This is a genomic window from Trabulsiella odontotermitis, from assembly GCF_030053895.1.
In the GTDB taxonomy this organism is placed as follows: Bacteria; Pseudomonadota; Gammaproteobacteria; order Enterobacterales; family Enterobacteriaceae; genus Trabulsiella; species Trabulsiella odontotermitis_C.
Genome location: NZ_CP125781.1, coordinates 63,454 through 87,623, shown reverse-complemented (window position 1 = coordinate 87,623; position 24,170 = coordinate 63,454). Strand labels below are relative to the sequence as shown.

The window sequence follows — 24,170 nt, the reverse complement described above, 5'->3', positions numbered from 1 at the left end:
CTTATTTATCCCAGCTTAAAATCACTTTTCCGGACTGACCAGAACGCATGGCGTCAAAGCCTTTCTGGAAATCATCAATTCCGAAACGGTGAGTGATGATCGGCGATAAATCCAGACCCGACTGGATCAACGCCGCCATTTTATACCAGGTTTCAAACATTTCACGACCGTAGATCCCTTTAATAAACAGCCCTTTAAAGATCACTTTGGTCCAGTCGATGGACATGTCTGATGGCGGAATACCGAGCATCGCGATACGGCCACCGTGGTTCATGGTGTCGAGCATAGTGCGGAACGCGGGTGGCGCACCGGACATTTCCAGCCCGACGTCAAACCCTTCGGTCATGCCCAGCTCGTTCATCACGTCATTCAGGTTCTCTTTCGCAACGTTAACCGCACGGGTGACACCCATTTTGCGCGCCAGCTCAAGACGATATTCATTCACATCAGTGATAACGACATGGCGCGCGCCCACGTGTTTCGCCACCGCCGCCGCCATGACGCCGATCGGCCCTGCGCCAGAGACCAGCACATCTTCGCCGACCAGGTCAAAAGAGAGCGCCGTATGCACCGCATTGCCAAACGGGTCAAAAATGGAGGCCAGATCATCAGAGATATTGTCCGGGATTTTGAACGCGTTAAATGCCGGGATCACCAGATATTCCGCGAAACAGCCCGGGCGATTGACGCCCACGCCGATGGTGTTGCGGCACAGGTGCGTACGGCCGCCGCGGCAGTTACGGCAGTGCCCACAGGTGATGTGGCCTTCACCGGAGACGCGATCACCTATCTTAAAGCCCTTCACTTCCTGACCAATGCCGACCACTTCGCCGACATATTCATGGCCCACGACCATCGGTACCGGAATGGTTTTTTGCGACCACTCATCCCAGTTGTAGATGTGTACATCCGTTCCGCAGATGGCTGTTTTACGGATTTTGATCAGCAGATCGTTATGACCCATGGCCGGTTCCGGCACGTCGGTCATCCAGATCCCTTCTTCCGCTTTCAGTTTGGATAACGCTTTCATCTCACATCCTCAGGCAATCACGCCCAGTTGTTTACCGATGCGGGTAAAGGCTTCTACCGCACGTACAATCTGTTCAGGCGTGTGTGCCGCCGACATTTGGGTACGGATACGCGCCTGACCTTTTGGTACCACCGGGTAAAAGAAACCGGTGACATAAATGCCTTCTTTTTGCAGTTCGCGAGCAAATTCCTGCGCTATCGTCGCTTCACCCAGCATTACGGGGATAATCGCGTGATCGGCACCGGCCAGAGTAAAACCAGCGGCGGTCATTTTTTCGCGGAACAAGCGCGCGTTGGCCCACAGGCGGTCGCGCAGCTCAGCGCCAGACGCCAGCATTTCCAGCACTTTGATGGACGCAGAGACAATCGCTGGCGCGAGAGAATTGGAGAACAGATACGGACGGGAACGCTGGCGCAGCCATTCCACCACCTCTTTACGCGCCGCGGTATAACCGCCAGACGCACCGCCGAGCGCTTTGCCGAGCGTGCCGGTGATGATGTCCACACGGCCCATCACGTCGCAATATTCATGCGTACCGCGACCGTTTTCGCCAACAAAACCGACCGCGTGGGAATCATCGACCATTACCAGCGCGTCGTATTTATCCGCCAGATCGCACACACCTTTCAGGTTGGCGATGACGCCATCCATCGAGAATACGCCATCAGTGGCGATCAGCACGTGGCGGGCACCCGCGTCGCGCGCTTCTTTGAGGCGCGCTTCCAGCTCCTGCATATCGTTGTTGGCGTAGCGGAAGCGCTTCGCTTTACACAGACGCACGCCATCGATGATTGACGCATGATTCAGCGCGTCAGAAATAATCGCGTCTTCCGCGCCGAGCAGCGTTTCGAACAGACCACCGTTGGCGTCAAAGCAGGAGGAGTACAGAATGGCGTCTTCCATACCGAGGAACTCCGCCAGTTTTTTCTCCAGCACTTTGTGCGTATCCTGCGTTCCGCAGATGAAACGGACGGATGCCATCCCGAAGCCATGGCTGTCCATACCCGCTTTTGCTGCCGCGACCAGCGCCGGATGGTTCGCCAGACCAAGATAGTTATTGGCGCAGAAGTTGATGACATGGCTGCCGTCGCCAACAGTGATATCCGCCTGCTGGGCAGACGTGATAATGCGTTCTTCTTTAAACAACCCTTCAGCACGAGCGGTATCGAGGTCATTGGCTAACTGTTTGTAAAAATCCCCACGCATTGCAACTCTCCAGATTCGGCTAAATTTGGCACATATTACCCAAAGCTATACTTCCTTACGAGATGACAGAGTATGAAGTGCATTTTTTGTAGCATAAATCACGTGTAACCCTGTGAGGTGTCGGGGAATGGCTGAAGGGTTTCTCTTCTGATGATATGATAAGAAGCATTAGCGTCCGGGATAGTCCCGGTCATCTACATTTCAAAGGTTATCGTTATGATCATCGTTACCGGCGGCGCTGGCTTCATCGGCAGCAATATTGTCAAAGCACTGAATGACAAAGGTATTACCGACATTCTGGTGGTAGACAACCTGAAAGATGGCACCAAATTCGCCAACCTGGTAGACCTGAATATCGCCGATTACATGGATAAAGAAGACTTTCTGATCCAGATTATTGCGGGCGAAGAGTTCGGCGACATCGAGGCGATTTTCCATGAAGGTGCCTGCTCCTCCACTACCGAGTGGGACGGCAAGTACATGATGGATAACAACTATCAGTACTCCAAAGAGCTGCTGCATTACTGCCTTGAGCGCGACATTCCATTCCTCTATGCCTCTTCTGCGGCAACTTACGGCGGTCGCACCTCTGACTTTATCGAATCCCGCGAATACGAAAAACCGCTGAACGTATACGGCTACTCGAAATTCCTGTTCGATGAATACGTTCGTCAGATCCTGCCGGAAGCCAATTCTCAGGTGGTCGGTTTCCGCTACTTTAACGTGTACGGACCGCGTGAAGGCCACAAAGGCAGCATGGCGAGCGTGGCATTTCACCTCAACACGCAGCTCAACAACGGCGAAAGCCCGAAACTGTTTGAAGGCAGCGACAACTTTAAGCGCGACTTTGTGTACGTCGGCGATGTCGCAGCGGTCAATCTGTGGTTCTGGGAAAACGATGTTTCTGGCATCTTCAACCTCGGCACGGGCCGCGCGGAATCTTTCCAGGCTGTGGCTGATGCGGCGCTCGCCTTCCACAAAAAAGGCAGTATCGAATACATTCCGTTCCCGGATAAACTGAAAGGCCGCTATCAGGCATTCACTCAGGCGGATCTCACTAACCTGCGCGCAGCCGGTTACGACAAACCGTTCAAAACCGTTGCCGAAGGCGTAACGGAATACATGGCCTGGCTGAACCGCGACGCATAAAAGAATAACGATGAAAATACTGGTGGTAGGCCCGTCCTGGGTGGGCGACATGATGATGTCGCAAAGTCTCTATCGCACGCTCAAGGCGCGTTATCCTCAGGCGATCATTGATGTGATGGCACCCGCGTGGTGCCGTCCGCTTTTATCGCGCATGCCGGAAGTGAACGAGGCGATCCCCATGCCGCTGGGTCACGGCGCGCTGGAAATCGGTGCACGCCGTAAACTCGGGCACAGCCTGCGCGAGCGCCGTTATGACCGCGCTTATGTCCTGCCAAACTCGTTTAAATCCGCGCTGGTGCCGTTCTTCGCTGGCATTCCGCTGCGTACCGGCTGGCGTGGTGAAATGCGCTATGGCCTGCTCAACGATGCGCGCATGCTGGATAAATCCGCCTGGCCGCTGATGGTGGAACGTTACGTCGCGCTGGCTTATGACAAAGGCGTGATGCGCTCCGCCAAAGATTTACCGCAGCCACTGCTGTGGCCGCAGTTGCAGGTCTCCGACGGTGAAAAGTCGCAGACCTGCCGCGCGTTTGATCTCTCGCCAGAACGCCCGATGATCGGCTTTTGCCCGGGTGCCGAATTTGGCCCGGCTAAACGCTGGCCGCATTACCACTACGCCGAACTGGCAAAACAGCTGATTGACGAAGGCTATCAAATCGTCCTGTTCGGGTCGGCGAAAGATCATGATGCCGGCAACGAAATTCTGGCGACGCTCAGCATTGAGCAGCAAGCCTGGTGCCGTAATCTGGCGGGGGAAACCCAGCTGGAGCAGGCGGTGATCCTGATTGCCGCCTGTAATGCCGTCGTCAGTAACGATTCCGGATTGATGCACGTCGCCGCCGCGCTGAACCGTCCACTGATCGCGCTGTATGGCCCGAGCAGCCCGGACTTCACGCCGCCACTGTCTCATAAAGCGAAAGTGATTCGCCTGATTACAGGCTATCACAAAGTCCGTAAAGGCGATGCCGCAGAAGGTTATCATCAGAGCCTGATCGATATTACGCCAGAGAGCGTGCTGGAAGCGCTCAACACGCTATTGCTGGACGAGGACGCCTGACGGATGCGGGTATTGATCGTAAAAACGTCCTCGATGGGCGATGTGCTGCACACGCTGCCGGCGCTCACCGATGCCGCCAGCGCGATTCCGGGGATCCGCTTTGACTGGGTGGTTGAAGAGGGCTTCGCGCAGATTCCCACCTGGCATGCGGCAGTGGATCGCGTGATACCCGTGGCGATTCGCCGCTGGCGAAAAGCCTGGTTTTCCGCCGCAATCAAACAGGAAAGACAGGCCTTTCGCGAGCAGCTACAGCAGGTTCATTACGATGCAGTCATTGATGCGCAGGGGCTGGTAAAAAGCGCCGCGCTGGTGACCCGGCTGGCGCGCGGCGTCAAACACGGGATGGACTGGCAAACAGCGCGCGAACCGCTGGCGAGCCTGTTCTACAATCGTCGCCATCATATTGCAAAACAGCAGCACGCGGTGGAACGCACCCGCGAGCTGTTTGCCAAAAGTCTGGGCTACAGCAAACCGCAGACGCAGGGTGATTACGCGATAGCTCAGCATTTCCTGAAAAATAGTGATGAAAAGCAGCCGCCGTATGTTGTTTTCCTGCATGCCACCACGCGTGACGACAAACACTGGCCGGAATCGCACTGGCGAACGCTTTTAGAACGGATGCAAGCAACCGGGTTACATATTAAACTCCCTTGGGGTGCAGAACATGAACGTCAACGGGCGGAGCGAATCGCAACCGGTCTTGACTACGTTGAAGTATTACCGAAGCTGTCATTAGCCGAGGTGGCTGCCACCCTGGCGGGCGCGCAGGCGGTGGTTTCTGTCGATACGGGGCTGAGCCATCTCACCGCGGCGCTCGATCGCCCCAATATCACGCTGTTTGGCCCAACGGACCCTGGGCTCATTGGCGGATATGGTAAGAATCAACAACAAATGGTAAGTCCGACCCGCAATATGGGAGATATCACGGCCGATGCAATTTTTACCGCTTTACAGGGCAACCTGCGATGCGTTGACAGGGAAGACAGCTAAATGAGCTATGTCTTTCTGTTTATCCTTTTTCTCCCGGTAAAGTTACTGGGTAAACTGTTTCGCAAAGACACGGGCAAAAACCTCGTCATTCAGACGGCGAAAATTGGCGATTTTGTAAATGCCACGCCGCTGCTCAGCTACCTCAAGAAAAGCGATGTTCTTATCAGCCGGAGCGTTGCGCCGCTGGCAGAGCGCGACGACACCATTGATGCCATCTACCTCATTGGCCTGCACAAGCGCAATCTGTTCGCCAAATTCCGCTTCGCCTGGCTTATCATGAACCGCTATGACAACGTTTACCTGCTGCAACCCAACAGCACAAACCTGTTTTTTGCCGCGATTTGCAATGCCAAAAATAAACAGTTTCTGAGTATTTATACCCGTCGCTGGTATCACGGTATTTTTTACGCCGCCGCAGACGGCGTGATTGAACATGGTAAGCGCACGCTCTCAGTCACCAATTACCTGCAACTGGCAGACCGAACGCTGAGCTGGCAGGATGTTCCCAAACACGCGACTCACCCGCTGTATATGCCTAAAGCCTGGCCGGAAAGCCTGGAAAAGAAGGACGTCATCCGTATCGGAATCAGTATCTCAGCCGGTAATCGCGCCAAGACCGTCCCGCCTGCGACCTGGAAAAGCATTTTTGACGCACTCGCTGATCTGCCCTGCGTGTTTTACGTTTTTGGGACCGATGACGAGCAGCCCTGGCTGGACGATCTTTATCGACATCTCGACGATGAGCCTGACAACATTATCAGCCTGCTTGGGTTGCTTCCGCTGGAAGATGCACCGTTCACCATTTCAAAAATGGATTGCTACATCGCCTCCGATTCCGGCAACGTGTATATCGCCGATGCCGTCGGCGTCCCTGTCGTGCTGCTTTTCGGTCCCTGTTGCCATTATGAGCAGCGTCCGTTAGGCAAAACATTGCTAATCGGCGACGACGAGAATATTTGTTCTTATGTGTTTGAGACGCGGTATTTCTTTCAGCAAGATCGTGAGGCGTTATTTGCCGTAACAGAATCCAGGCTAGATGAAATTCGTCGCTTTATCCTAAATTCCTATAACCAGAAATAATTTCCTTTTTCCTCATTTGGTAATAAAAATGACACCACATTCAGAAAAGAAATTCGCCACATTGCGAAAATGGAACCGAAAAAAAAACTATCTGATGAAAGCCTTGCGGATGCGCCTCGCAAAAACGGTATGGGATTTAAAAGAAAAAAATGAATTCACGCTCGCGTCCATAAAGAAAATTTTACTTCTTCGTGATGATGATAAAATCGGCGACATGGTCGTTTCGACATCATTGTTGCGTGAACTATCCAAAAAAGGATACACGGTTGATGTTCTAGCCACACCAAATAACGTTGCCATTATTGAGAACAATCCGCATATTAATAATATTTATCTGAAATCAGCGGCGGATACTCTCCAGAAACTCAGTGTTGAACGCTATGATTTGATCATTGATATGGGTGACAAAATTTCACCCACAAGTCTTCGTTACCTGCGGGAAATCAATGGCAGAAATGTGATTGGATTCAATAAAGAATCCTATAATATTTATAATAAATCTATCAGTTATAAAGGGTACAACGCCCATATCACGGAAAGATACTCATTATTGATGAAAACACTGGAACTTCAGTCGTTCTCAACTCATTATGAGCTTTTTTATCCTGAAGAGTTTAAAGCAGAAGTCACCGGATTTCTGAATGGCTTAGGTTTTCAGCGGTTTATACTGATCAATCCTTTTGCAGCCGATTTTCGCCGGGAAATGTCGTTTGAGCAGTTGATCCCGTTACTAACCTCATTACGTACACTTTACCCGCAGACGGCAATTGTTCTTCTCGATCATCTGAACAAAATAAATTTTGCATTGCCCGCAGGTGTATTCCTTAATCCCTTTCAGAATATCCTTGCTGCGATTGCATTGATTGCTAACGTTGATCTGATAGTATCCCCTGATACATCAATTGTGCATATCGCAGCTGCTTATGATAAACCGCTGGTTTCTTTATATGGCAATGATATTCATGGAAAATATATCAATAGTGATGTCTGGGGGCCTGGATACGCGAATGCAATTCAAATTCGCACACAAGATAAGTATCATCCGGTCTCAACCATAGAAGTGGATATTATCATTTCAGCGATTCAAAAACTGTCTCCAGGAGTTCTGTAACAGAATGCCAATAATAACTAAACTACGTAACTACAATCATGCCATTTTTCTTGCTATTATTGTCACAGTAGCAGCTTCGATCATTCTGAACTTCATCAACTCACCCTACGCGAGGATCTTCTTTTATATCGCTTCTTACATTTCCATCCTCTCGCTGTTGATTAACTGGAACAAGAAGCCAGAGCGTGAAGTTATTCTCATTATCGCTGTATTCGCGCTTGTTGGGTTCAGTAAGTATCTCTGGTTCTGTCTCGAGTACATCGGCAACCCTGATTATAATAAATATAATCCATATTATAACACAGGGAAGCGTTTACTACTGGCAAGCATTATTGCCTGGAGTGCCTTCTCTCTCCACCAATATCTTACTGATATACATAAGAAAATCATAACACAAACTATCTTTGCTGCTTTTATTATTTCATCAGCTATCGGACTTTACCAGAATGCGTATTTCCCGGTACAGCGCGTTGATTTTTTCTTAGGCTTCGCCACCGATAGCGCCTACATGTACTCTGCGATTGCATTATCCACAATACTCTTGCTGGAACAGCACAAAAATATCATTGCAAGGATTGGCATTGTGTTCTGCTTTGTCATTGCATTCTATATTCTGTTCAAAACCGGCACTCGCAACGTATTAATTTTCTTCCCTTTCGTATTACTCATCTGCCTCGTGGCATGGAGAAAAAACGTTCTCAAAAAAGCCGCTATTACCCTGGCAGCCATTATTGTTGCTATTGCCGTTGGTTATAAACCTTTTATTGAGTCCAGGATCCATGCGACAGAGAGAGAAATAGCCACTTATGCACAACATGACGGTAATCGTTCAGGATCGTTAACGGCTCGCTTTGCCATGTGGAAGGTGGGATATCACGCGTTTATCGCTCACCCGTGGGGAATGAGCTTTGAAAAACGTGCCCAGTTTGCACAAGAATTTACGCAACGTACGAATTCAAACAAATCTGCGTTGCAATTTATGAATATACACTTACATAACGAATTTATTGATACTGCCACACTTCAGGGTATTCCCGGTATTCTAGTGCTTATTTTTGCCTATCTGTCGTTACTTTATTACGCATTCAGAGAAAAGGATCCGCTTTTCCTTGGCGTCACGCTGATCATCATCACTGTGGGTTTCACGGATGTTATCTTCATCAGCCGTGAGCAAAGTATCTTTTTCCCATTGCTGTTTATTCAGATCGCCATGCTGAGGCAAAAGAAACCCGAGAGCATCGCATGAAAAAACGCCGGTTATCCGGCGTTTTTTTTCATCTCATAATACTCTGCCAGCGTCATCCCCTGCGTTCGCTGCGCGAGCCAGGCAAAGAGTTGCTCCAGGTCCTGATATAACCCCTCGATTGCCGCTTCGTCCTTAAATGTCGGGCTTCCGCCGGGCATAAACTCCGAGGAGTGAAGCATAAATTCGACGTAATCGTTACCCTGCGCCAGGCATTTTTCCGCCACAGCGATCATTTGCGACACATTGCCACCGGCAGGGCGCAGCCAGTTTACGGACGGGGAGCGGTATTTCCCTCGCAGTCGGTCGTAACCCTGTTTCACGCTGTTCAGCCAGGCAGGATACTTGTACTGAATGCTCATCGGCACTTCCAGCAGCGGACTGTTGCCCGGCTGGTGAATCGCATTTTCATCCATAAAATAAGCGCGATCGGGAAAGTGCTGGAAATCCGTCCCGCCATTGCCCTGCGGCGCGCCTTTAGCGTTGCGCCAGTTCACCCGCGGGGTGACGGAGCAGTCCACCTGATAGCCGAGCTCAATCAGCAGTTTCGCGTAGCGACTGTCAAATGCCCAGCGGCCAGCCCGGTGACTGCGCATTTTGGTCTGGAAGGTGTCTTCCAGTAAATGTGTCATAAACAGCACTTTGTCCCGCAGCACCGCGTCCGGGAACTCGATGAGATAAGGTTGCCAGCGCCAGTCATCGCCCGTGAGATCGAACTCCGGTGGGCTGTTCCAGGCGTGAAGATGCATCCCGACCTCACCCTGCCCGCGGGCGATGACATCCTTAGCAAACGCAACGTAAACCGGATCAACCGCCATTTCGTAGTTCGTTAACCAGACAGGTTTGAATCCAAATTTTTCACAAAGTGACTGAAAGCGCGGCAAAAAGCGGGCATTCTCCGTTTTAATTTGCCGATGGTTTTGCCACAGGTTGTCGCCTTCTGTATCAATAGTGATGATAAATGCGGGTCTGGTCATGTTGATCTCATTAGTCATGCCGATAAATGCTATGTTACGCACTCGGGCTGGGGGGAGTAAATACTCGCCAGGAAAAGACCGACATTAAGGAGAAAGGATGCAACTGCGCAGCAGGTCTATTAGAATTGCAGGCATATTGCTTCCGATAAGATAATGATGAATAACCTACTTAACGCGCCCGCATTACGGATCCTGTTGATTAAATTACGTCATCATGGCGACATGCTTCTGACGACGCCTGTCATCAATTCTCTGCGCCAGCACTGCCCCAATGCACGCATTGATGTCCTGCTGTACGAAGAAACGCGGGATATGCTGGCGGCCCATCCGGATATTCATCATATCTATGGCATTGACCGGAAATGGAAGCAGCTCGGCAGACGTGGCCATTTAGCGAAAGAATGGCAGTTGCTGAAAACTTTACGTCACCAGCATTACGACCTGGTGGTTAACCTGGCCGATCAGTGGCGCAGCGCCATTATCACGCGATTTACTGGCGCGCCGGTGCGCATCGGTTTTGCCTTTAATAAACGTCGCAGCGCCTTCTGGCGTTATTGCCATACACGACTGGCGCCAGTGACGAACCATGCAACGCTGCACACCGTTGAGCAGAATTTAACGATCCTCGAACCGCTACATATTCAACCTCAGACCAACGTCTCGATGTGTTATTCCGCTGAGGACTGGCAGGGCGTTGAAGAGAAACTGGCGGAGAAGGGTGTCACGGGCTCGTACGTTGTCGTCCAGCCCACGTCCCGCTGGTTCTTCAAGTGCTGGGATGAAAATAAGATGGCGCAAACCATCACCACGCTTCAGCAGGACGGTCACACCATCGTCCTCACTTCCGGCCCGGACAAAAAAGAGCTGGCGATGATCGACACCATCCTCGCCGCCAGCCCCACAGAGCGCGTAGTCTCGCTGGCGGGCCAGCTCAGTCTGCGTCAGCTTGGCGCGATTATCGATCATGCTGCGTTGTTTATCGGCGTGGATTCGGTGCCCATGCACATGGCAGCCGCCCTGCAAACGCCTTGCATTGCGCTGTTCGGTCCGTCAAAACTGACGTTCTGGCGCCCGTGGCAGGTCAAAGGCGAGGTGATCTGGGCCGGTGATTTTGGCCCGCTACCCGACCCGGATAACGTCGATACCAACACGAAAGAACGCTATCTGGACGCCATCCCGATCGAGCCGATTATCAACGCCGCCAGGAGACTTCTGTCATGAAAAAACATCGCCTGGCGATTGTCAGACAAAAGTATCGCCCGGACGGCGGCGCAGAACGCTTCGTCTCCCGCGCCCTTAGCGCGCTTAGTCACCAGGATCTCGAACTCAATGTGATCACCCGTGAATGGCAGGGTGAAAAGCAGGATGACTGGCATATTCACATCTGTAACCCGCGCAAATGGGGGCGCATTAGCCGTGAACGCGGCTTTGCCCACGCGGCGCGCGCGCTGTGGCAGGCGGAGCAGTTCGATATTGTACAAAGCCATGAACGCATTCCCGGCTGTGATATCTATCGCGCGGGTGATGGCGTGCATCATCGCTGGCTGCTGCAACGCACGCGTATTTTGCCCGGCTGGCGCAGCCAGCTCCTGATGCAGGATCGCTATCATCGCTATGTGATGGGCGCGGAACGCGAGATGTATCAGGCGCCAGAACTCAAGGCGGTGATCTGCAACGCCGCGATGATCAAGCAAGAGATTATTGAGGATTTCGGTGTCGCTGCCGATAAAATTCACGTTATTTATAATAGTATTGATTCAGGCCGCTTCGTTCCGGCGCAAAGTGCGCAAAGATTCGCCCTGCGACAGCAGTACAGCATCCCGGCAGAAGCGGTGGTGCTTTGCTTTGTCGGCTCCGGGTTTGAGAGGAAAGGGCTGGCTGCCGCCATCAGGGCTATCGCGCCCACTGATCGCTATCTGGTTGTCGTCGGTCAGGATAAAGCCGAAACGCAGTATCAGACGCTGGCGCGAACACTCGGGTGCAGCGATCGCGTTCTTTTTTGCGGTGTGCAAAAAGAGACGCTACCGTTTTATCAGATGGCCGATGGTTTGTTATTGCCGACGCTCTATGATCCTTTTCCGAATGTGATCCTGGAAGCGATGGCGTGCGGTTTACCGATCATCACCTCGACAACGTGCGGTGGCGCAGAATTTGTTGAACAGAATAGCAACGGTTTTGTTTGCGATGCGCTGGATATTCAGCGACTGGCTGAAGCGGTAATGGCCATTCCGGCGCTCGAAAAAGATAACAATATGGGCATGAATGCCCGACATAAAGTCAAGGAAGCAACACCTGAGCGACTCTCGAGCCAGCTCATTTCGCTTTATCATACTTTATTGGATTAATGATGCGCATCCTCATGATTATCGATGGTTTACCCGGCGGTGGGGCTGAGAAAACCGTATTGACGCTTTCCCGTGGGTTAATGGAAATGGGTCACCAGGTCTCACTGTTTTCCTTGCGCAAGGTATGTGATTACCCACTTCCTGAGGGGCTTGACTATCAGGTTGTGCTGGATCGCTGTAAAAAACCGTGGCGGAAGCTGACGGAGTTATATCGTCGTGCTCGTCTGCTTGATGACGCCATCAGCAAAGCGCAGGAAAAAGGCGAATTTGACATCGTCTTTTCGCATCTGCATAAAACCGATCGCATTGTGTCGCATACGCGGGTTATCGACCGCAAGAAAATCTGGTACTGCGTCCATGGGATGTTCTCGTTTTCCTACCTCGGCCATCGCCGGGGGTTATCGCGCTGGTTTAAGCAGGCGAAAATTCGCCATGTGTATGAAAACAGCCAGGTAGTGGCTGTTTCAAATGCCGTACTGGAGGATTTAACCCAGGTGCTCGGCATCCATTTACAGCGGCAGACCGTTATCCATAATCCATTCGATATCGCCCGGATCCAGCAGCTCATGCAGGAACCGTGCGAAATGCAGGGCCAGAATTACATCATTCACGTGGGGCGTTACCATGAACACAAGCGTCATGACCGTCTGCTGCGCGCCTGGGCGAAGAGCGGCATTGATGCATCACTGGTGATGATGGGAAACGGCAATGACCGACAGCGCGAACGGTTGCAAGCCCTCGCCGCCGAGTTGGGCGTTGAGGATAAAGTTACTTTCAGCGCCTTTGTGCCGAATCCGTACCCGTGGATTAAAAACGCCCGCCAACTGGTGCTCAGTTCGGATTGCGAAGGGTTCGGCAACGTTCTGGTTGAAGCCATAATCTGTCATACTCCGCCGGTAAGCACGCGTTGCCCAGGCGGACCTGCCGAAATACTCACCGGCGAACTGGCGCGCGGGCTCTCGGAAATGAGCGATGAGGGTCTGGCGAGGACGATTTCGGATATCTACAATCATCCGCCCGTCATTGATGACTCCACGATTTCAGCCTATAGCATTGAGGCGATTTGCCAGCGTTATCTCTCGCTGGCAGAAAAACATTAATCAGGTATTTTATGCAACTCCCGACATCGCCACTGCTGAGTGTGGTTGTGGCCGTTTATAACGGCGAGGCTTTTTTAGATCAGTTTTTCTCCTGCCTGGTTGCGCAGAACATCGACAGCATGGAAGTCATCATCGTTAATGATGGTTCCACTGATGGCTCTATGGGCATTGTCGAAAAATGGCGTGAGCAGCTCCCGCACATGCAGGTGCTGGCGCAGGAGAATCAGGGCGTCTCTGCCGCGCGCAATACGGGCCTCGCGGTCGCCACAGGTCAGTACCTCTCCTTTCCTGATATTGATGATTATTTCAAGCCAGGCATGTATCAGCGACTGCTGGACATGGCGCTGGAGAACACGTTGGACGTCGTCACCTGCAACGGTAACTACGTCTGGGAAAACGACAAAAAACCGTCGCGCCCCATTTTCCCGCTCGATAAACTGCAATCCACCGGCGTGTTGACTGGCCCGGTCTGGCTGAAACAGGCGCTGGATTCCCGCAAATTCCTGCATGTCACCTGGCTGAATCTGTATCGTCACGATTTCATTCGTCAGCACAATTTCCACTTCGAGCCCGGTTTACGCCATCAGGATATTCCATGGACCACCGAAGTGCTGCTGGCCGCCGAACGCGTGCAATACACCAGCGAGCAGTTTTACGACTACTACATCCATTCCGCCTCCGTTTCCCATAAACCGGACACCGACGACACGCTGATCCGCTCCGCGCGGCATTACATGAAAATTCTGCAAATGCTGGATGCCATCAACCAGCGTTATCCGGATAAAGTCAGCCGCATTCCGGCCTGCCACTGGCAGATTGCCAAAGAGGGTCTGGGGATCATTCATACCTTCGACAATATGAAGGATGAGCAGAAAAAGGCGATGATCATCCGGGAGTTCTTTGAACGCGGCATCTGGAAACTGATCTGGAAGAGTGCGAAAAGCCCGCGACTGCGCTGGCGGCTTGGTCGTCGGTACTTTCGTTTGAAGCGTTATATTTAGGGAGTAGCTTTACTCCGGCTAAATGCTTAGAATTTGCCCGCTAAAACAGAAAACGGATAACACTCTTGGAATTGCTTTATACCGCCCTGCTCTACCTTATTCAGCCGCTGGTCTGGTTGCGATTGCTGTTACGCAGCCGGAAAGCGCCCGCTTACAGAAAACGCTGGGCCGAAAGGTACGGCTTTTGTAAAAACAAGGTGGCGCCGGAGGGTATTCTTCTGCACTCCGTTTCCGTCGGCGAAACGCTGGCGGCCATTCCGTTAGTTCGCGCGCTGCGCCACCGTTATCCGACCTTGCCGATCACCGTGACAACCATGACCCCAACGGGTTCTGAACGCGCCATGTCGGCGTTCGGCAAAGATGTTAATCACGTTTATCTGCCTTACGATCTTCCCTGCGCCATGAACCGTTTTCTCGACACTGTACGTCCAAAGCTGGTGATCGTGATGGAAACGGAGCTGTGGCCCAACATGGTCTCTGCGCTCAATAAACGCAAAATCCCGCTGGTCATCGCCAACGCCCGCCTTTCTGAGCGCTCAGCAAAAGGCTATGGCAAGCTGGGCAACTTCATGCGTCGGTTGCTGAGTAAAATCACGCTGATCGCCGCGCAGAACGAAGAAGACGGAAACCGTTTTCTCACCCTGGGCCTGAAACGCAATCAACTGGCGATTACCGGCAGCCTGAAATTTGATATTTCCGTTACGCCAGAGCTTGCCGCGCGCGCTATCACGCTGCGCCGCCAGTGGGCGCCACGCCGTCAGGTCTGGATAGCCACCAGCACCCATGACGGCGAAGAACAAATTATTCTGCAGGCGCACAAAGAACTGCTGAAAAGCTTCCCGGAACTCCTGCTGATTCTGGTTCCCCGCCACCCTGAACGCTTCAACGATGCACGTCAGATGGTGCAAAAAGCGGGCATGAGTTTCACCCTGCGCAGTACCGGCGAAATCCCATCCGGCAGCACACAGGTGGTGATTGGCGACACCATGGGCGAACTGATGCTGCTGTACGGCATTGCCGATCTCGCCTTTGTGGGCGGCAGTCTGGTGGAGCGTGGCGGTCATAACCCGCTTGAACCCGCCGCACACGCCATTCCGGTACTGATGGGGCCGCACACCTTTAACTTTAAAGATATCTGCGCCCGTCTTCAGCAAGCCGATGGACTGATCACCGTGACCGATGAAGCGTCACTGGTCAAAGAGGTCGCTAATCTGCTTACCGACGAAGATTATCGCCTGTGGTATGGCCGGCACGCGGTCGAAGTGCTACACCAGAATCAGGGCGCGCTGTCGCGTCTGCTGGAGTTACTGCAACCCTATCTGCCACAGCGGAGCCACTAATGACCATGCGCCTGTCGGTGGTGATGATCGCCAAAAATGCAGCCGACCTGCTGGCGGAGTGCGTCGCCTCGGTTCACTGGGCCGATGAAATCATCCTGCTGGACTCCGGCAGCACCGACAATACCGTGGAACTGGCGCAAAGCCTCGGCGTAAAGGTATACAGCCACACCGACTGGCAAGGCTACGGACCTCAGCGTCAACGCGCGCAGTCGTATGCAACCGGTGATTATGTTCTGATGATCGACACCGACGAGCGCGTAACGCCTGAGCTGGAGCAGTCTCTGCGTCAGGTGCTGGCCTCGCCGCAACCCGGTGCGGTTTACAGCATCGCGCGGCAAAACTATTTTCTGGGTCGTTTTATGCGCCACAGCGGCTGGTATCCGGATCGTGTTATACGCTTGTACGAACGCGAGCGTTTTCAGTATAACGATAATCTGGTACATGAATCGCTCGACTGCCGGGATGCTCCGGTCATTGAACTGAGCGGTGATTTACGCCACCTGACCTGCCGCGATTTCGCCAGCTTCCAGCAAAAGCAGCTCGCTTATGCCACGGCATGGGCGCAGGAACGTCATCAGAAGGGTAAACGCGTGACGCTGGCGGGTATCTTCGGGCATACGCTGGGGGCGTTTGTGAAAACGCTGTTGATTCGCGGGGGCGTGCTGGATGGCGCGCAGGGATGGCTACTGGCGGTGGTCAACGCGCAGTATACTTTCAACAAATATACCGGGCTGTGGGCGCTGAACCGCGGCTACTCAGAGTCAGAGAAAGCGTAAACATGGCGACAAAAGCGATCTATCCAGGCACTTTCGATCCGATCACCAACGGACATATCGACATTGTCACTCGCGCGGCCTGTATGTTCGATACGGTGATCCTGGCGATTGCTGCCAGTCCGGGCAAAAAGCCGATGTTTGACCTCGACGAGCGAGTGGCACTGGCGCAACAGGCGACCGCGCATCTGAGTAACGTCGTGGTGATGGGATTTAGCGACCTGATGGCCAATTTCGCCCGCGCGCAGCAGGCGAATATCCTGATCCGCGGGCTGCGGGCGGTCGCTGACTTTGAATACGAAATGCAACTGGCGCATATGAATCGCCACCTGATGCCGGAACTGGAAAGCGTTTTCCTGATGCCATCAAAAGAGTGGTCGTTTATCTCGTCGTCGCTGGTGAAAGAAGTCGCGCGTCATCAGGGTGATGTCACCCACTTCCTGCCACCGCACGTGCATCAGGCGTTGCTGGAAAAACTCAAATAATCACTTCTGACAGTGGCGGCAATAAAAAGTCGCACGCTGGGCGTGTTTGCTGGCGATAATCGGCGTACCGCACACACGGCAGGGCTCGCCCTTACGACCATAGACCTGTAATTCTTGCGCAAAATACCCCGGCTTACCGTCACTTTGCAGGAAATCCTTTAGCGTGGTTCCGCCCTGTTCAATCGACCGTAGCAGCACGGCTTTTATCGCCTGAACCAGCAATTCACACTCTTCCCGCGACAGCGATGAGGCTATGCGATCAGGATGAATCCCGGCGGCAAATAACGATTCGCTGGCATAAATATTCCCTACGCCCACTACCAGCTTGTTATCCATCAGCCACGGTTTAATGGCGGTTTTTTTCTTCGCGCATTTTTGCTGCAGATAATCGCCGTTAAATACCTCGCTCAGCGGTTCCGGCCCGAGGTGCGCCAGCACGTTGTGCCCTTCGAGTTCTTTGGTCCACAGCCAGGCGCCGAAACGGCGAGGATCGGTATAGCGCAGCACTTTGCCATTGCTGAGCACCAGATCGACATGGTCATGTTTTTCGGCAGGGATTTCTTCAGCGAGAATGCGCAGGCTACCAGACATGCCGAGATGAATGATGATCCAGCCATCCGGCAGTTCGAGCAGGAGATATTTGGCGCGACGCTGAACACTCAGCACCGGTTTATCGCTCAGGCGATGAATTTCTTCTGAAACGGGCCAGCGTAGACGACCATTGCGCACCACGGCATGCAATATGGTTGCTCCTACCAGATGCGGTTCGATACCGCGACGGCTGGTTTCTACCTCGGGTAATTCCGGCATGGTTTTATTCTCCTGGCCCTGAAAACAGAAAACCCCGCCGGAGCGAGGTTTTCGTACAATCCACTAAAATTATTTGATTTTAGCTTCTTTGTAAAGAACGTGCTGACGGACAACCGGATCGAATTTTTTCAGTTCCAGTTTTTCCGGCTTAGTACGTTTGTTCTTCGTGGTGGTATAGAAGTGACCCGTACCAGCAGAAGAAACCAGCTTGATTTTCTCGCGAATACCTTTAGCCATGATTTATTTCCTCTTTAAGTACTTAGTACTTTTCGCCACGGGCACGCAGTTCAGACAGAACTGTATCGATGCCTTTCTTATCGATTACACGCATACCTTTAGCAGATACGCGCAGGGTGACAAAACGCTTCTCGCTCTCAACCCAGAAACGGTGAGAGTGCAGGTTCGGCAGGAAACGGCGTTTAGTCGCGTTCAGTGCGTGGGAACGGTTGTTACCGGTCACCGGACGCTTGCCAGTAACTTGGCAGACTCGGGACATGTCTATTCTCCAAAAATCAAATTAGCTCGAGCTTCGTATGGGGTATTGGCGCCTCGTCAGGCTGTAAAGCCCAGTCATGGCGGTTCTTAGTGAACCCCCGATTGCCAGGCCCAAATGCCAAACCCGAGATTCTCAAAGGTGGCGTAGTATACGCTGAGTCGGCGGTGTGCTCAAGTCCCGAACAGACAAAGATCCCGATGGATCGTGCGATCGGCGTTAAATCCAGCCGCGCTCCGCAAAAGAAACCGACTCCCCATGACCAATAACCAGGTGGTCGAGAACGCGTATATCCATGAAATAACAGCATTTCATGATTTCTTTGGTGATTATTCTATCTGCTTTGCTCGGCTCTGCCAAACCGGAAGGATGATTATGGGCAAGGATCAACGACGACGCGTTCACTTTGATGGCTTCTCGTACAATTTCCCGCGGATAAACCTCAACATGGCTGAACGTCCCGGCAAAAAGCCGACTGTGCTTAATCACCCGGTTCTGGTTATCGAGGAAGATCACCAGAAAGATCTCGCGTTCCTCATCCGCCAGCTGACTTTGCAGAAACTCTCGCGTCATGTCAGGGCTGGAAAGTGAATTCTCCGCCTGCACCCGGGTGTTGTAGTAGCGCTTCGCCAGCTCGGCAATCCCTTTCAGTTGAGCGTAAGTGGCAACACCCATGCCGTACACCTCGGTGATCTCTTTTCTTTCTGCCGACAGCAAACCGTAAAGCGAACCAAAATGTTGCAGCAATTCCAGCGACCAGCTCAGGACATCTTTCCCACGCGTTCCCGTACGCAAAAAAAGCGCCAGCAGCTCAACATCCGAGAGCGTCTCAATGCCGCTACGCAGCATCTTTTCCCGCGGCAGGGTGTATTCCATTGATTCCATTATTGCTCCTATGTCTCCTTGCGCCACAGAGTGGCACACTCCGCCACGCTCGCCGACAGGCTTCTTTCCGTCTTGCGTAACGCCTCGCAAAGTGGAGCTGCCACAAGCGCACGACCTCGAAAGGATTGTGATAAAATGTCCCACTCTGGTTTACCCCAACAGGAAAGAATCATGATGAGCCTGGCCGGTAAGAAAATCGTTCTTGGCGTGAGCGGCGGTATCGCGGCTTATAAAGCGCCCGAAGTGGTGCGTCGTCTTCGCGAGCGAGGTGCTGAAGTGCGCGTTGCTATGACTGACGCGGCAAAAGCATTTATCACGCCGATGAGTCTGCAGGCGGTGTCGGGTTATCCGGTATCCGACAGCCTGTTGGATCCGGCTGCCGAAGCCGCCATGGGCCATATTGAACTCGGTAAGTGGGCCGATCTGGTCATCCTCGCCCCGGCCACGGCCGATTTAATTGCCCGCATCGCTGCTGGCATGGCTAACGATCTGGTCTCGACGATTTGTCTGGCGACGCCGTCGCCGGTGGCTATCGTTCCGGCGATGAACCAGCAGATGTACCGTGCTGCCGCCACGCAGCATAATCTCAGCGTGCTGGCTTCGCGCGGCGTTCTGCTGTGGGGCCCTGACAGCGGCAGCCAGGCGTGTGGCGACGTTGGTCCGGGCCGGATGCTTGACCCGTTGACGATTGTCGACATGGCCGCCACGCATTTCTCGCCTGTCAAAGATCTGCAACATCTCAACATCATGATTACCGCGGGCCCAACCCGCGAGCCGCTGGATCCGGTGCGTTACATTACCAATCACAGCTCCGGTAAGATGGGGTTTGCAATTGCTGCCGCCGCGGCAAAACGCGGCGCTAACGTGACGCTGGTCAGCGGTCCCGTAACACTGCCTACGCCGCCGTTTGTGCAGCGGGTAGAGGTCACGACGGCGCTGGAAATGGAAGCCGCCGTGCAGGCTTCCGTGCAGAACCAACAGATTTTTATCGGCTGCGCTGCCGTTGCCGACTATCGCGCCGCCGCCATTGCCGATGCGAAAATTAAAAAGCAGGGCGACGAATTAACAATAAAAATGGTCAAAAACCCTGATATCGTGGCGGGCGTGGCCGCGCTAACCAGCCACCGCCCCTTTGTTGTAGGATTTGCCGCAGAAACGAATAATGTGGAAGAATACGCGCGGCAAAAACGCGTCCGTAAAAACCTCGATCTGATTTGCGCTAATGACGTATCGCAATCAAATCAAGGCTTTAACAGCGACAGCAACGCACTGCATCTTTTCTGGCAAGACGGAGATAAACGCCTGCCGCTTGAGCGCAAGGAACTCCTGGGCCAACTATTACTGGACGAGATCGTTACCCGTTATGATGAAAAAAATCGACGTTAAGATTCTGGACCCGCGCATTGGCGAACAGTTCCCACTGCCGACCTATGCCACCTCCGGCTCCGCCGGACTTGATCTGCGAGCCTGTCTTGATGACGCCGTAGAGCTGTCGCCGGGTGCCACTACACTGCTGCCGACCGGCCTGGCTATTCATATCGCCGATCCGTCGCTGGCGGCGGTGATTCTGCCGCGCTCAGGTCTCGGTCATAAGCACGGTATCGTACTGGGCAACCTTGTCGGCCTGATCGATTCCGATTATCAGGGGCAACTGATGGTTTCCGTGTGGAACCGCGGCCAGGACAGCTTCACTATCCAGCCAGGCGAGCGTGTCGCACAAATGGTCTTTGTGCCTGTTGTCCAGGCAGAGTTTAATCTGGTGGAAGCGTTCGACGAGACTGATCGCGGCGAAGGTGGTTTCGGCCATTCCGGGCGCCACTAAACAACCACGCCCCACAGCGTAATAATGCTAAAACAAGCCGCAAACAAATGTTTGCGGTCGCTGTGTGGATGGCTGCCCGGTAACTGTTTATTTTTCAGGGGTATTTTAGAACATGGCAGAAAAACAAACTGCGAAAAGGAACCGTCGCGAAGAAATACTTCAATCTCTGGCGCTCATGCTGGAATCCAGCGATGGCAGTCAACGTATTACTACGGCAAAACTGGCCGCATCCGTGGGGGTTTCCGAAGCGGCGCTGTATCGTCATTTTCCCAGTAAAACCCGCATGTTCGATAGCCTCATTGAGTTTATCGAAGACAGCCTGACAACCCGTATCAACCTGATCATGAAGGATGAAAAAGACACTGCCGCGCGCGTGCGTCTTATCGTGCTGCTGGTGCTCGGCTTTGGTGAACGCAACCCGGGGTTAACCCGCATTCTCACCGGCCATGCGCTGATGTTTGAACAGGACAGGTTGCAGGGCAGAATCAATCAGCTTTTCGAACGCATTGAATCGCAGCTGCGCCAGGTGCTGAGAGAAAAGAAAATGCGTGAAGGCGAAGGGTATCAGACTGACGAAACGTTGCTGGCAAGCCTGTTGCTGGCATATTGCGAAGGGATGCTCTCACGTTTTGTGCGCAGCGAATTCAAATATCGCCCGACGGACGACTTTGACGCTCGCTGGCCGCTCCTCGCCGCACAACTGCAATAACCACTGGCCCGGTAAGCAATTGCCACCGGGCAGTTTCCGTTCCGCTTATACGCCAAACGCTTCGCGATACGCCCGCACTTTAGCCAGATGTTCTGCCATCTCAGGCTTCTCTTCCAGATAAGCAATCAGATCTTTCAGGGTAATGATAGAAATCACGCCGCAGCCGTAATCGCGCTCGACTTCCTGAATGGCGGAAATATCCGCGCGGCCACGCTCCTGACGGTCCAGCGAAATCAGCACGCCAGCCAGCGTCGCACCGTGAGCCTGAATAATCTCCATAGACTCGCGAATCGCCGTTCCTGCGGTGATCACATCATCCACCAGCATCACGCGGCCCTGCAACGGACTGCCGACCAGGGTTCCGCCTTCGCCGTGGTCTTTGGCTTCTTTGCGGTTAAAGCAGTACGGATAGTCGCGGTCATGGTGTTCTGCCAGCGCAACAGCCGTGGTAGTGGCAATGGGGATCCCTTTGTAAGCCGGCCCAAACAGCAGGTCAAAATCGATACCGGAATCCACTAATGCTTCCGCATAGAAACGGCCTAACAGTGCCAGATCGCGCCCGGTATTAAACAGCCCGGCGTTGAAGAAATAGGGGCTTTTGCGCCCGGATTTCAGCGTAAATTCGCCAAACTTCAGTACCTGCTTGCCAAGCGCAAATTCAATAAACTGGCGCTGATATGGTTTCATGGATTCGCTCCTCATCTCACTGAATAACAGACAAAAAAAAGGGCGACTGCGTCGCCCTGAAATTAATTTTCTAACGCCGCTTTCTGCGTCGCTACAATAGATTCGATCCCCCCCCTGGCCAGCGCCAGTAAGGTGAGAAGTTCTTCGTGGGTAAACGGCTCGCCTTCGGCCGTGCCCTGCACCTCAATGATGCGCCCGTCTTCGGTCATCACCACGTTCATGTCGGTTTCTGCGGCGGAATCTTCAACATACTCCAGATCGCAGACGGCAGCGCCATCCACAATTCCGACCGAAACCGCGGCCACCATCCCTTTCATGGGGTTGGTTTTGAGTTTGCCTGCCGCCACCAGTTTATTCAGCGCATCCGCCAGCGCCACGCAGGCACCGGTAATAGATGCGGTGCGGGTGCCACCATCGGCCTGAATCACGTCGCAATCGAGGGTAATGGTGAATTCGCCCAGCGTTTTCAGATCCACCGCCGCACGCAGCGCGCGGGCGATCAGTCGCTGGATTTCCATAGTACGACCACCCTGTTTGCCTTTGGCGGCTTCGCGGGCGTTACGGGTGTGGGTTGCGCGCGGCAGCATGCCATATTCGGCGGTGATCCAGCCTTGCCCCTGGCCTTTCAGAAAACGAGGCACGCCTTCTTCGATCGAGGCGGTGCACAACACTTTGGTGTCGCCAAATTCGACCAGCACGGAGCCTTCAGCGTGTTTTGTATAGTTACGGGTCAGGGTTACGGGGCGCACCTGATGAGCGCTACGGCCTGCTGGACGCATGATGTTTTTCTCCGGCGTGAAACCAATGTGGCTGCGCATTATACGGATTAAACGCGCTTATTCCTATCCCGTACGGTCCCGGAAAGCTATAATCCCCCCATCTCTCCGACAAAAAACGGGAACGTCTATGATCCGCAGTATGACCGCCTATGCCCGGCGTGAAATCAAGGGTGAGTGGGGCACTGCCGCGTGGGAACTGCGCTCGGTAAACCAACGTTATCTGGAAACCTATTTTCGTCTGCCGGAACAGTTCCGCAGCCTTGAGCCGGTGGTGCGTGAACGCATACGCGCCCGTCTGACGCGCGGAAAAATCGAATGTAACCTGCGGTTTGAGCCCGATGCCAGTGCGCAAGGGGAGTTAATCCTCAATGAAAAACTGGCGAAACAACTGGTCAGCGCCGCCAACTGGGTCAAAATGCAGAGCGATGAAGGTGAAATCGATCCGGTCGATATTCTGCGCTGGCCTGGCGTAATGGCGGCGCAGGAACAGGATCTGGACGCTATCGCGGCGGAGATCCTCACGGCACTTGACGGCGCGCTGGATGATTTCATCATCGCTCGCGAAACCGAAGGCCAGGCACTGAAAGCGTTGATCGAACAACGTCTGGAAGGCGTGAGCACGGAAGTGGGTAAAGTCCGCGCGCACATGCCGGAAATCCTGCAATGGCAGCGCGACCGTCTGGTGGCGAAGCTGGAAGAGGCGGAAGTACAGCTGGAAAACAACCGTCTGGAGCAGGAACTGGTGCTGATGGCGCAGCGTATCGACGTTGCCGAAGAGCTGGATCGCCTGGAAGCGCACGTGAAGGAAACCTATAACATCCTGAAGAAGAAAGAAGCGGTCGGTCGCCGTCTCGACTTCATGATGCAGGAATTCAACCGCGAGTCGAACACGCTGGCGTCAAAATCCATCAATGCGGAAGTGACCAATTCCGCCATCGAGCTGAAAGTACTGATCGAGCAAATGCGCGAGCAGATTCAGAACATCGAGTAGGATTCAGGTACGTTCAGAACGTCAACCACCCTGGTTAAGTCCGCATCATTGCGGACTTTTTAGTAACTTCTGCATTAAGTTCCCCCAACATAAAACATTAGAAATAC

Annotated in this window: 26 protein-coding genes; 17 read left to right on the top strand and 9 right to left on the bottom strand. The window is 53.2% G+C overall.

Annotated features, from left to right (window positions below; genetic code table 11):
- Position 1: 1 nt before the first annotated feature.
- Together tdh and kbl are read right to left on the bottom strand one after the other, a co-directional pair.
- On the bottom strand, positions 2-1,030 hold the full coding sequence (tdh, locus tag QMG90_RS00440; protein ID WP_283282136.1) for an L-threonine 3-dehydrogenase: 1,029 nt from the start codon (positions 1,028-1,030) through the stop codon (positions 2-4).
- A 9-nt stretch (positions 1,031-1,039) separates the two neighbouring features.
- Positions 1,040-2,236, bottom strand: coding sequence for a glycine C-acetyltransferase (gene kbl, locus QMG90_RS00435; protein WP_283282134.1), 1,197 nt, complete (start codon positions 2,234-2,236; stop codon positions 1,040-1,042).
- A 216-nt stretch (positions 2,237-2,452) separates the two neighbouring features.
- On the opposite strand from kbl, the gene rfaD reads away from it, so the two are divergent.
- The 6 genes from rfaD to QMG90_RS00405 are packed head-to-tail and all read left to right on the top strand — an operon-like array spanning position 2,453 to position 8,869.
- Positions 2,453-3,385, top strand: a complete 933-nt coding sequence (rfaD, locus tag QMG90_RS00430) for an ADP-glyceromanno-heptose 6-epimerase (protein ID WP_283282133.1) — start codon at positions 2,453-2,455, stop codon at positions 3,383-3,385.
- A gap of 10 nt (positions 3,386-3,395) precedes the next feature.
- Entirely contained in the window at positions 3,396-4,442 is a 1,047-nt protein-coding gene (rfaF, locus tag QMG90_RS00425; RefSeq protein ID WP_283282131.1) for an ADP-heptose--LPS heptosyltransferase RfaF, read from the top strand.
- Between the two features lie 3 nt (positions 4,443-4,445).
- A complete protein-coding gene (rfaC, locus tag QMG90_RS00420) occupies positions 4,446-5,432 on the top strand; it encodes a lipopolysaccharide heptosyltransferase RfaC (RefSeq protein WP_283282129.1) in 987 nt (328 codons plus the stop codon).
- A complete protein-coding gene (locus QMG90_RS00415; RefSeq protein ID WP_283282127.1) occupies positions 5,433-6,512 on the top strand; it encodes a glycosyltransferase family 9 protein in 1,080 nt (359 codons plus the stop codon).
- A gap of 28 nt (positions 6,513-6,540) precedes the next feature.
- Positions 6,541-7,623, top strand: a complete 1,083-nt coding sequence (locus QMG90_RS00410; protein WP_283282126.1) for a glycosyltransferase family 9 protein — start codon at positions 6,541-6,543, stop codon at positions 7,621-7,623.
- A 4-nt stretch (positions 7,624-7,627) separates the two neighbouring features.
- Positions 7,628-8,869, top strand: a complete 1,242-nt coding sequence (locus QMG90_RS00405) for an O-antigen ligase family protein (RefSeq protein WP_283282124.1) — start codon at positions 7,628-7,630, stop codon at positions 8,867-8,869.
- A gap of 11 nt (positions 8,870-8,880) precedes the next feature.
- On the opposite strand, the gene QMG90_RS00400 is transcribed toward QMG90_RS00405, so the two are convergent.
- Positions 8,881-9,843: a polysaccharide deacetylase family protein gene (locus tag QMG90_RS00400; RefSeq protein WP_283282122.1), complete on the bottom strand. Its 963-nt coding sequence runs from the start codon at positions 9,841-9,843 to the stop codon at positions 8,881-8,883.
- 150 nt (positions 9,844-9,993) lie between these two features.
- Here QMG90_RS00400 and rfaQ point away from each other — a divergent pair, with 150 nt between their 5' ends.
- The 7 genes from rfaQ (at position 9,994) to coaD (ending at position 16,887) form a co-directional block, all read left to right on the top strand.
- Positions 9,994-11,064, top strand: a complete 1,071-nt coding sequence (gene rfaQ / locus QMG90_RS00395) for a putative lipopolysaccharide heptosyltransferase III (RefSeq protein WP_283284029.1) — start codon at positions 9,994-9,996, stop codon at positions 11,062-11,064.
- Positions 11,061-12,188 carry a glycosyltransferase family 4 protein gene (locus QMG90_RS00390; RefSeq protein WP_283282120.1) on the top strand — a complete coding sequence of 376 codons (1,128 nt, stop codon included), beginning with the start codon at positions 11,061-11,063 and terminating at the stop codon, positions 12,186-12,188. Before rfaQ ends, QMG90_RS00390 begins: the two co-directional genes overlap by 4 nt.
- A 2-nt stretch (positions 12,189-12,190) precedes the next feature.
- Complete coding sequence (locus QMG90_RS00385) at positions 12,191-13,288, top strand: glycosyltransferase (RefSeq protein WP_283284028.1); 1,098 nt, start codon at positions 12,191-12,193, stop codon at positions 13,286-13,288.
- Positions 13,289-13,299: 11 nt separating this feature from the next.
- Positions 13,300-14,289, top strand: a complete 990-nt coding sequence (locus tag QMG90_RS00380; RefSeq protein ID WP_283282118.1) for a glycosyltransferase — start codon at positions 13,300-13,302, stop codon at positions 14,287-14,289.
- A gap of 65 nt (positions 14,290-14,354) precedes the next feature.
- A complete protein-coding gene (gene waaA / locus QMG90_RS00375; RefSeq protein ID WP_283282116.1) occupies positions 14,355-15,629 on the top strand; it encodes a lipid IV(A) 3-deoxy-D-manno-octulosonic acid transferase in 1,275 nt (424 codons plus the stop codon).
- Positions 15,629-16,405, top strand: coding sequence for a glycosyltransferase family 2 protein (locus QMG90_RS00370; protein WP_283282114.1), 777 nt, complete (start codon positions 15,629-15,631; stop codon positions 16,403-16,405). The genes waaA and QMG90_RS00370 overlap by 1 nt, the downstream gene beginning before the upstream one ends.
- 2 nt (positions 16,406-16,407) lie before the next feature.
- Positions 16,408-16,887 (top strand): pantetheine-phosphate adenylyltransferase, encoded by a 480-nt coding sequence (coaD, locus tag QMG90_RS00365; RefSeq protein ID WP_283282112.1) that lies wholly within the window; start codon positions 16,408-16,410, stop codon positions 16,885-16,887.
- Here coaD and mutM read toward each other — a convergent pair whose 3' ends face one another.
- The 4 genes from mutM to radC form a co-directional block, all read right to left on the bottom strand.
- Positions 16,888-17,697 carry a bifunctional DNA-formamidopyrimidine glycosylase/DNA-(apurinic or apyrimidinic site) lyase gene (mutM, locus tag QMG90_RS00360; protein ID WP_283282110.1) on the bottom strand — a complete coding sequence of 270 codons (810 nt, stop codon included), beginning with the start codon at positions 17,695-17,697 and terminating at the stop codon, positions 16,888-16,890.
- Positions 17,698-17,766: 69 nt separating this feature from the next.
- The gene (rpmG, locus tag QMG90_RS00355) at positions 17,767-17,934 is read right to left on the bottom strand and encodes a 50S ribosomal protein L33 (RefSeq protein ID WP_003024094.1); all 168 of its coding nucleotides are present in this window, start codon (positions 17,932-17,934) and stop codon (positions 17,767-17,769) included.
- A 22-nt stretch (positions 17,935-17,956) separates the two neighbouring features.
- Positions 17,957-18,193, bottom strand: a complete 237-nt coding sequence (gene rpmB, locus QMG90_RS00350; RefSeq protein WP_002436699.1) for a 50S ribosomal protein L28 — start codon at positions 18,191-18,193, stop codon at positions 17,957-17,959.
- A 216-nt stretch (positions 18,194-18,409) separates the two neighbouring features.
- Positions 18,410-19,075, bottom strand: coding sequence for a RadC family protein (gene radC / locus QMG90_RS00345; protein ID WP_283282106.1), 666 nt, complete (start codon positions 19,073-19,075; stop codon positions 18,410-18,412).
- A gap of 174 nt (positions 19,076-19,249) precedes the next feature.
- Between radC and coaBC the strand changes: the two genes are divergently transcribed.
- From coaBC to slmA, 3 genes are all read left to right on the top strand, one after another.
- Positions 19,250-20,461, top strand: a complete 1,212-nt coding sequence (gene coaBC / locus QMG90_RS00340; protein WP_283284027.1) for a bifunctional phosphopantothenoylcysteine decarboxylase/phosphopantothenate--cysteine ligase CoaBC — start codon at positions 19,250-19,252, stop codon at positions 20,459-20,461.
- Positions 20,439-20,897, top strand: a complete 459-nt coding sequence (gene dut, locus QMG90_RS00335; protein ID WP_283282104.1) for a dUTP diphosphatase — start codon at positions 20,439-20,441, stop codon at positions 20,895-20,897. The genes coaBC and dut overlap by 23 nt, the downstream gene beginning before the upstream one ends.
- 112 nt (positions 20,898-21,009) lie before the next feature.
- Positions 21,010-21,606, top strand: coding sequence for a nucleoid occlusion factor SlmA (gene slmA / locus QMG90_RS00330; protein ID WP_283282102.1), 597 nt, complete (start codon positions 21,010-21,012; stop codon positions 21,604-21,606).
- A gap of 45 nt (positions 21,607-21,651) precedes the next feature.
- Here slmA and pyrE read toward each other — a convergent pair whose 3' ends face one another.
- Complete coding sequence (gene pyrE, locus QMG90_RS00325; protein ID WP_283282100.1) at positions 21,652-22,293, bottom strand: orotate phosphoribosyltransferase; 642 nt, start codon at positions 22,291-22,293, stop codon at positions 21,652-21,654.
- Positions 22,294-22,355: 62 nt separating this feature from the next.
- Positions 22,356-23,072 (bottom strand): ribonuclease PH, encoded by a 717-nt coding sequence (gene rph, locus QMG90_RS00320; RefSeq protein WP_038161379.1) that lies wholly within the window; start codon positions 23,070-23,072, stop codon positions 22,356-22,358.
- Between the two features lie 127 nt (positions 23,073-23,199).
- Between rph and QMG90_RS00315 the strand changes: the two genes are divergently transcribed.
- Complete coding sequence (locus QMG90_RS00315) at positions 23,200-24,063, top strand: YicC/YloC family endoribonuclease (RefSeq protein WP_283282097.1); 864 nt, start codon at positions 23,200-23,202, stop codon at positions 24,061-24,063.
- The last annotated feature ends 107 nt before the right edge of the window (positions 24,064-24,170 follow it).

Excerpts from the sequence above, each read along its gene's own strand:
- QMG90_RS00405 (WP_283282124.1), top strand. The coding sequence starts at position 7,628 with ATGCCAATAATAACTAAACTACGTAACTACAATCATGCCATTTTTCTT.
- coaBC (WP_283284027.1), top strand. The coding sequence starts at position 19,250 with ATGAGCCTGGCCGGTAAGAAAATCGTTCTTGGCGTGAGCGGCGGTATC.
- mutM (WP_283282110.1), bottom strand. The coding sequence starts at position 17,697 with ATGCCGGAATTACCCGAGGTAGAAACCAGCCGTCGCGGTATCGAACCG.
- QMG90_RS00315 (WP_283282097.1), top strand. The coding sequence starts at position 23,200 with ATGATCCGCAGTATGACCGCCTATGCCCGGCGTGAAATCAAGGGTGAG.
- kbl (WP_283282134.1), bottom strand. The coding sequence starts at position 2,236 with ATGCGTGGGGATTTTTACAAACAGTTAGCCAATGACCTCGATACCGCT.
- pyrE (WP_283282100.1), bottom strand. The coding sequence starts at position 22,293 with ATGAAACCATATCAGCGCCAGTTTATTGAATTTGCGCTTGGCAAGCAG.
- QMG90_RS00390 (WP_283282120.1), top strand. The coding sequence starts at position 11,061 with ATGAAAAAACATCGCCTGGCGATTGTCAGACAAAAGTATCGCCCGGAC.
- tdh (WP_283282136.1), bottom strand. The coding sequence starts at position 1,030 with ATGAAAGCGTTATCCAAACTGAAAGCGGAAGAAGGGATCTGGATGACC.
- rfaC (WP_283282129.1), top strand. The coding sequence starts at position 4,446 with ATGCGGGTATTGATCGTAAAAACGTCCTCGATGGGCGATGTGCTGCAC.
- rfaD (WP_283282133.1), top strand. The coding sequence starts at position 2,453 with ATGATCATCGTTACCGGCGGCGCTGGCTTCATCGGCAGCAATATTGTC.
- radC (WP_283282106.1), bottom strand. The coding sequence starts at position 19,075 with ATGGAATCAATGGAATACACCCTGCCGCGGGAAAAGATGCTGCGTAGC.
- QMG90_RS00370 (WP_283282114.1), top strand. The coding sequence starts at position 15,629 with ATGACCATGCGCCTGTCGGTGGTGATGATCGCCAAAAATGCAGCCGAC.
- rpmB (WP_002436699.1), bottom strand. The coding sequence starts at position 18,193 with ATGTCCCGAGTCTGCCAAGTTACTGGCAAGCGTCCGGTGACCGGTAAC.
- QMG90_RS00415 (WP_283282127.1), top strand. The coding sequence starts at position 5,433 with ATGAGCTATGTCTTTCTGTTTATCCTTTTTCTCCCGGTAAAGTTACTG.
- rfaF (WP_283282131.1), top strand. The coding sequence starts at position 3,396 with ATGAAAATACTGGTGGTAGGCCCGTCCTGGGTGGGCGACATGATGATG.
- dut (WP_283282104.1), top strand. The coding sequence starts at position 20,439 with ATGATGAAAAAAATCGACGTTAAGATTCTGGACCCGCGCATTGGCGAA.
- slmA (WP_283282102.1), top strand. The coding sequence starts at position 21,010 with ATGGCAGAAAAACAAACTGCGAAAAGGAACCGTCGCGAAGAAATACTT.
- coaD (WP_283282112.1), top strand. The coding sequence starts at position 16,408 with ATGGCGACAAAAGCGATCTATCCAGGCACTTTCGATCCGATCACCAAC.
- rpmG (WP_003024094.1), bottom strand. The coding sequence starts at position 17,934 with ATGGCTAAAGGTATTCGCGAGAAAATCAAGCTGGTTTCTTCTGCTGGT.
- QMG90_RS00380 (WP_283282118.1), top strand. The coding sequence starts at position 13,300 with ATGCAACTCCCGACATCGCCACTGCTGAGTGTGGTTGTGGCCGTTTAT.
- QMG90_RS00410 (WP_283282126.1), top strand. The coding sequence starts at position 6,541 with ATGACACCACATTCAGAAAAGAAATTCGCCACATTGCGAAAATGGAAC.
- QMG90_RS00385 (WP_283284028.1), top strand. The coding sequence starts at position 12,191 with ATGCGCATCCTCATGATTATCGATGGTTTACCCGGCGGTGGGGCTGAG.
- rph (WP_038161379.1), bottom strand. The coding sequence starts at position 23,072 with ATGCGTCCAGCAGGCCGTAGCGCTCATCAGGTGCGCCCCGTAACCCTG.
- QMG90_RS00400 (WP_283282122.1), bottom strand. The coding sequence starts at position 9,843 with ATGACCAGACCCGCATTTATCATCACTATTGATACAGAAGGCGACAAC.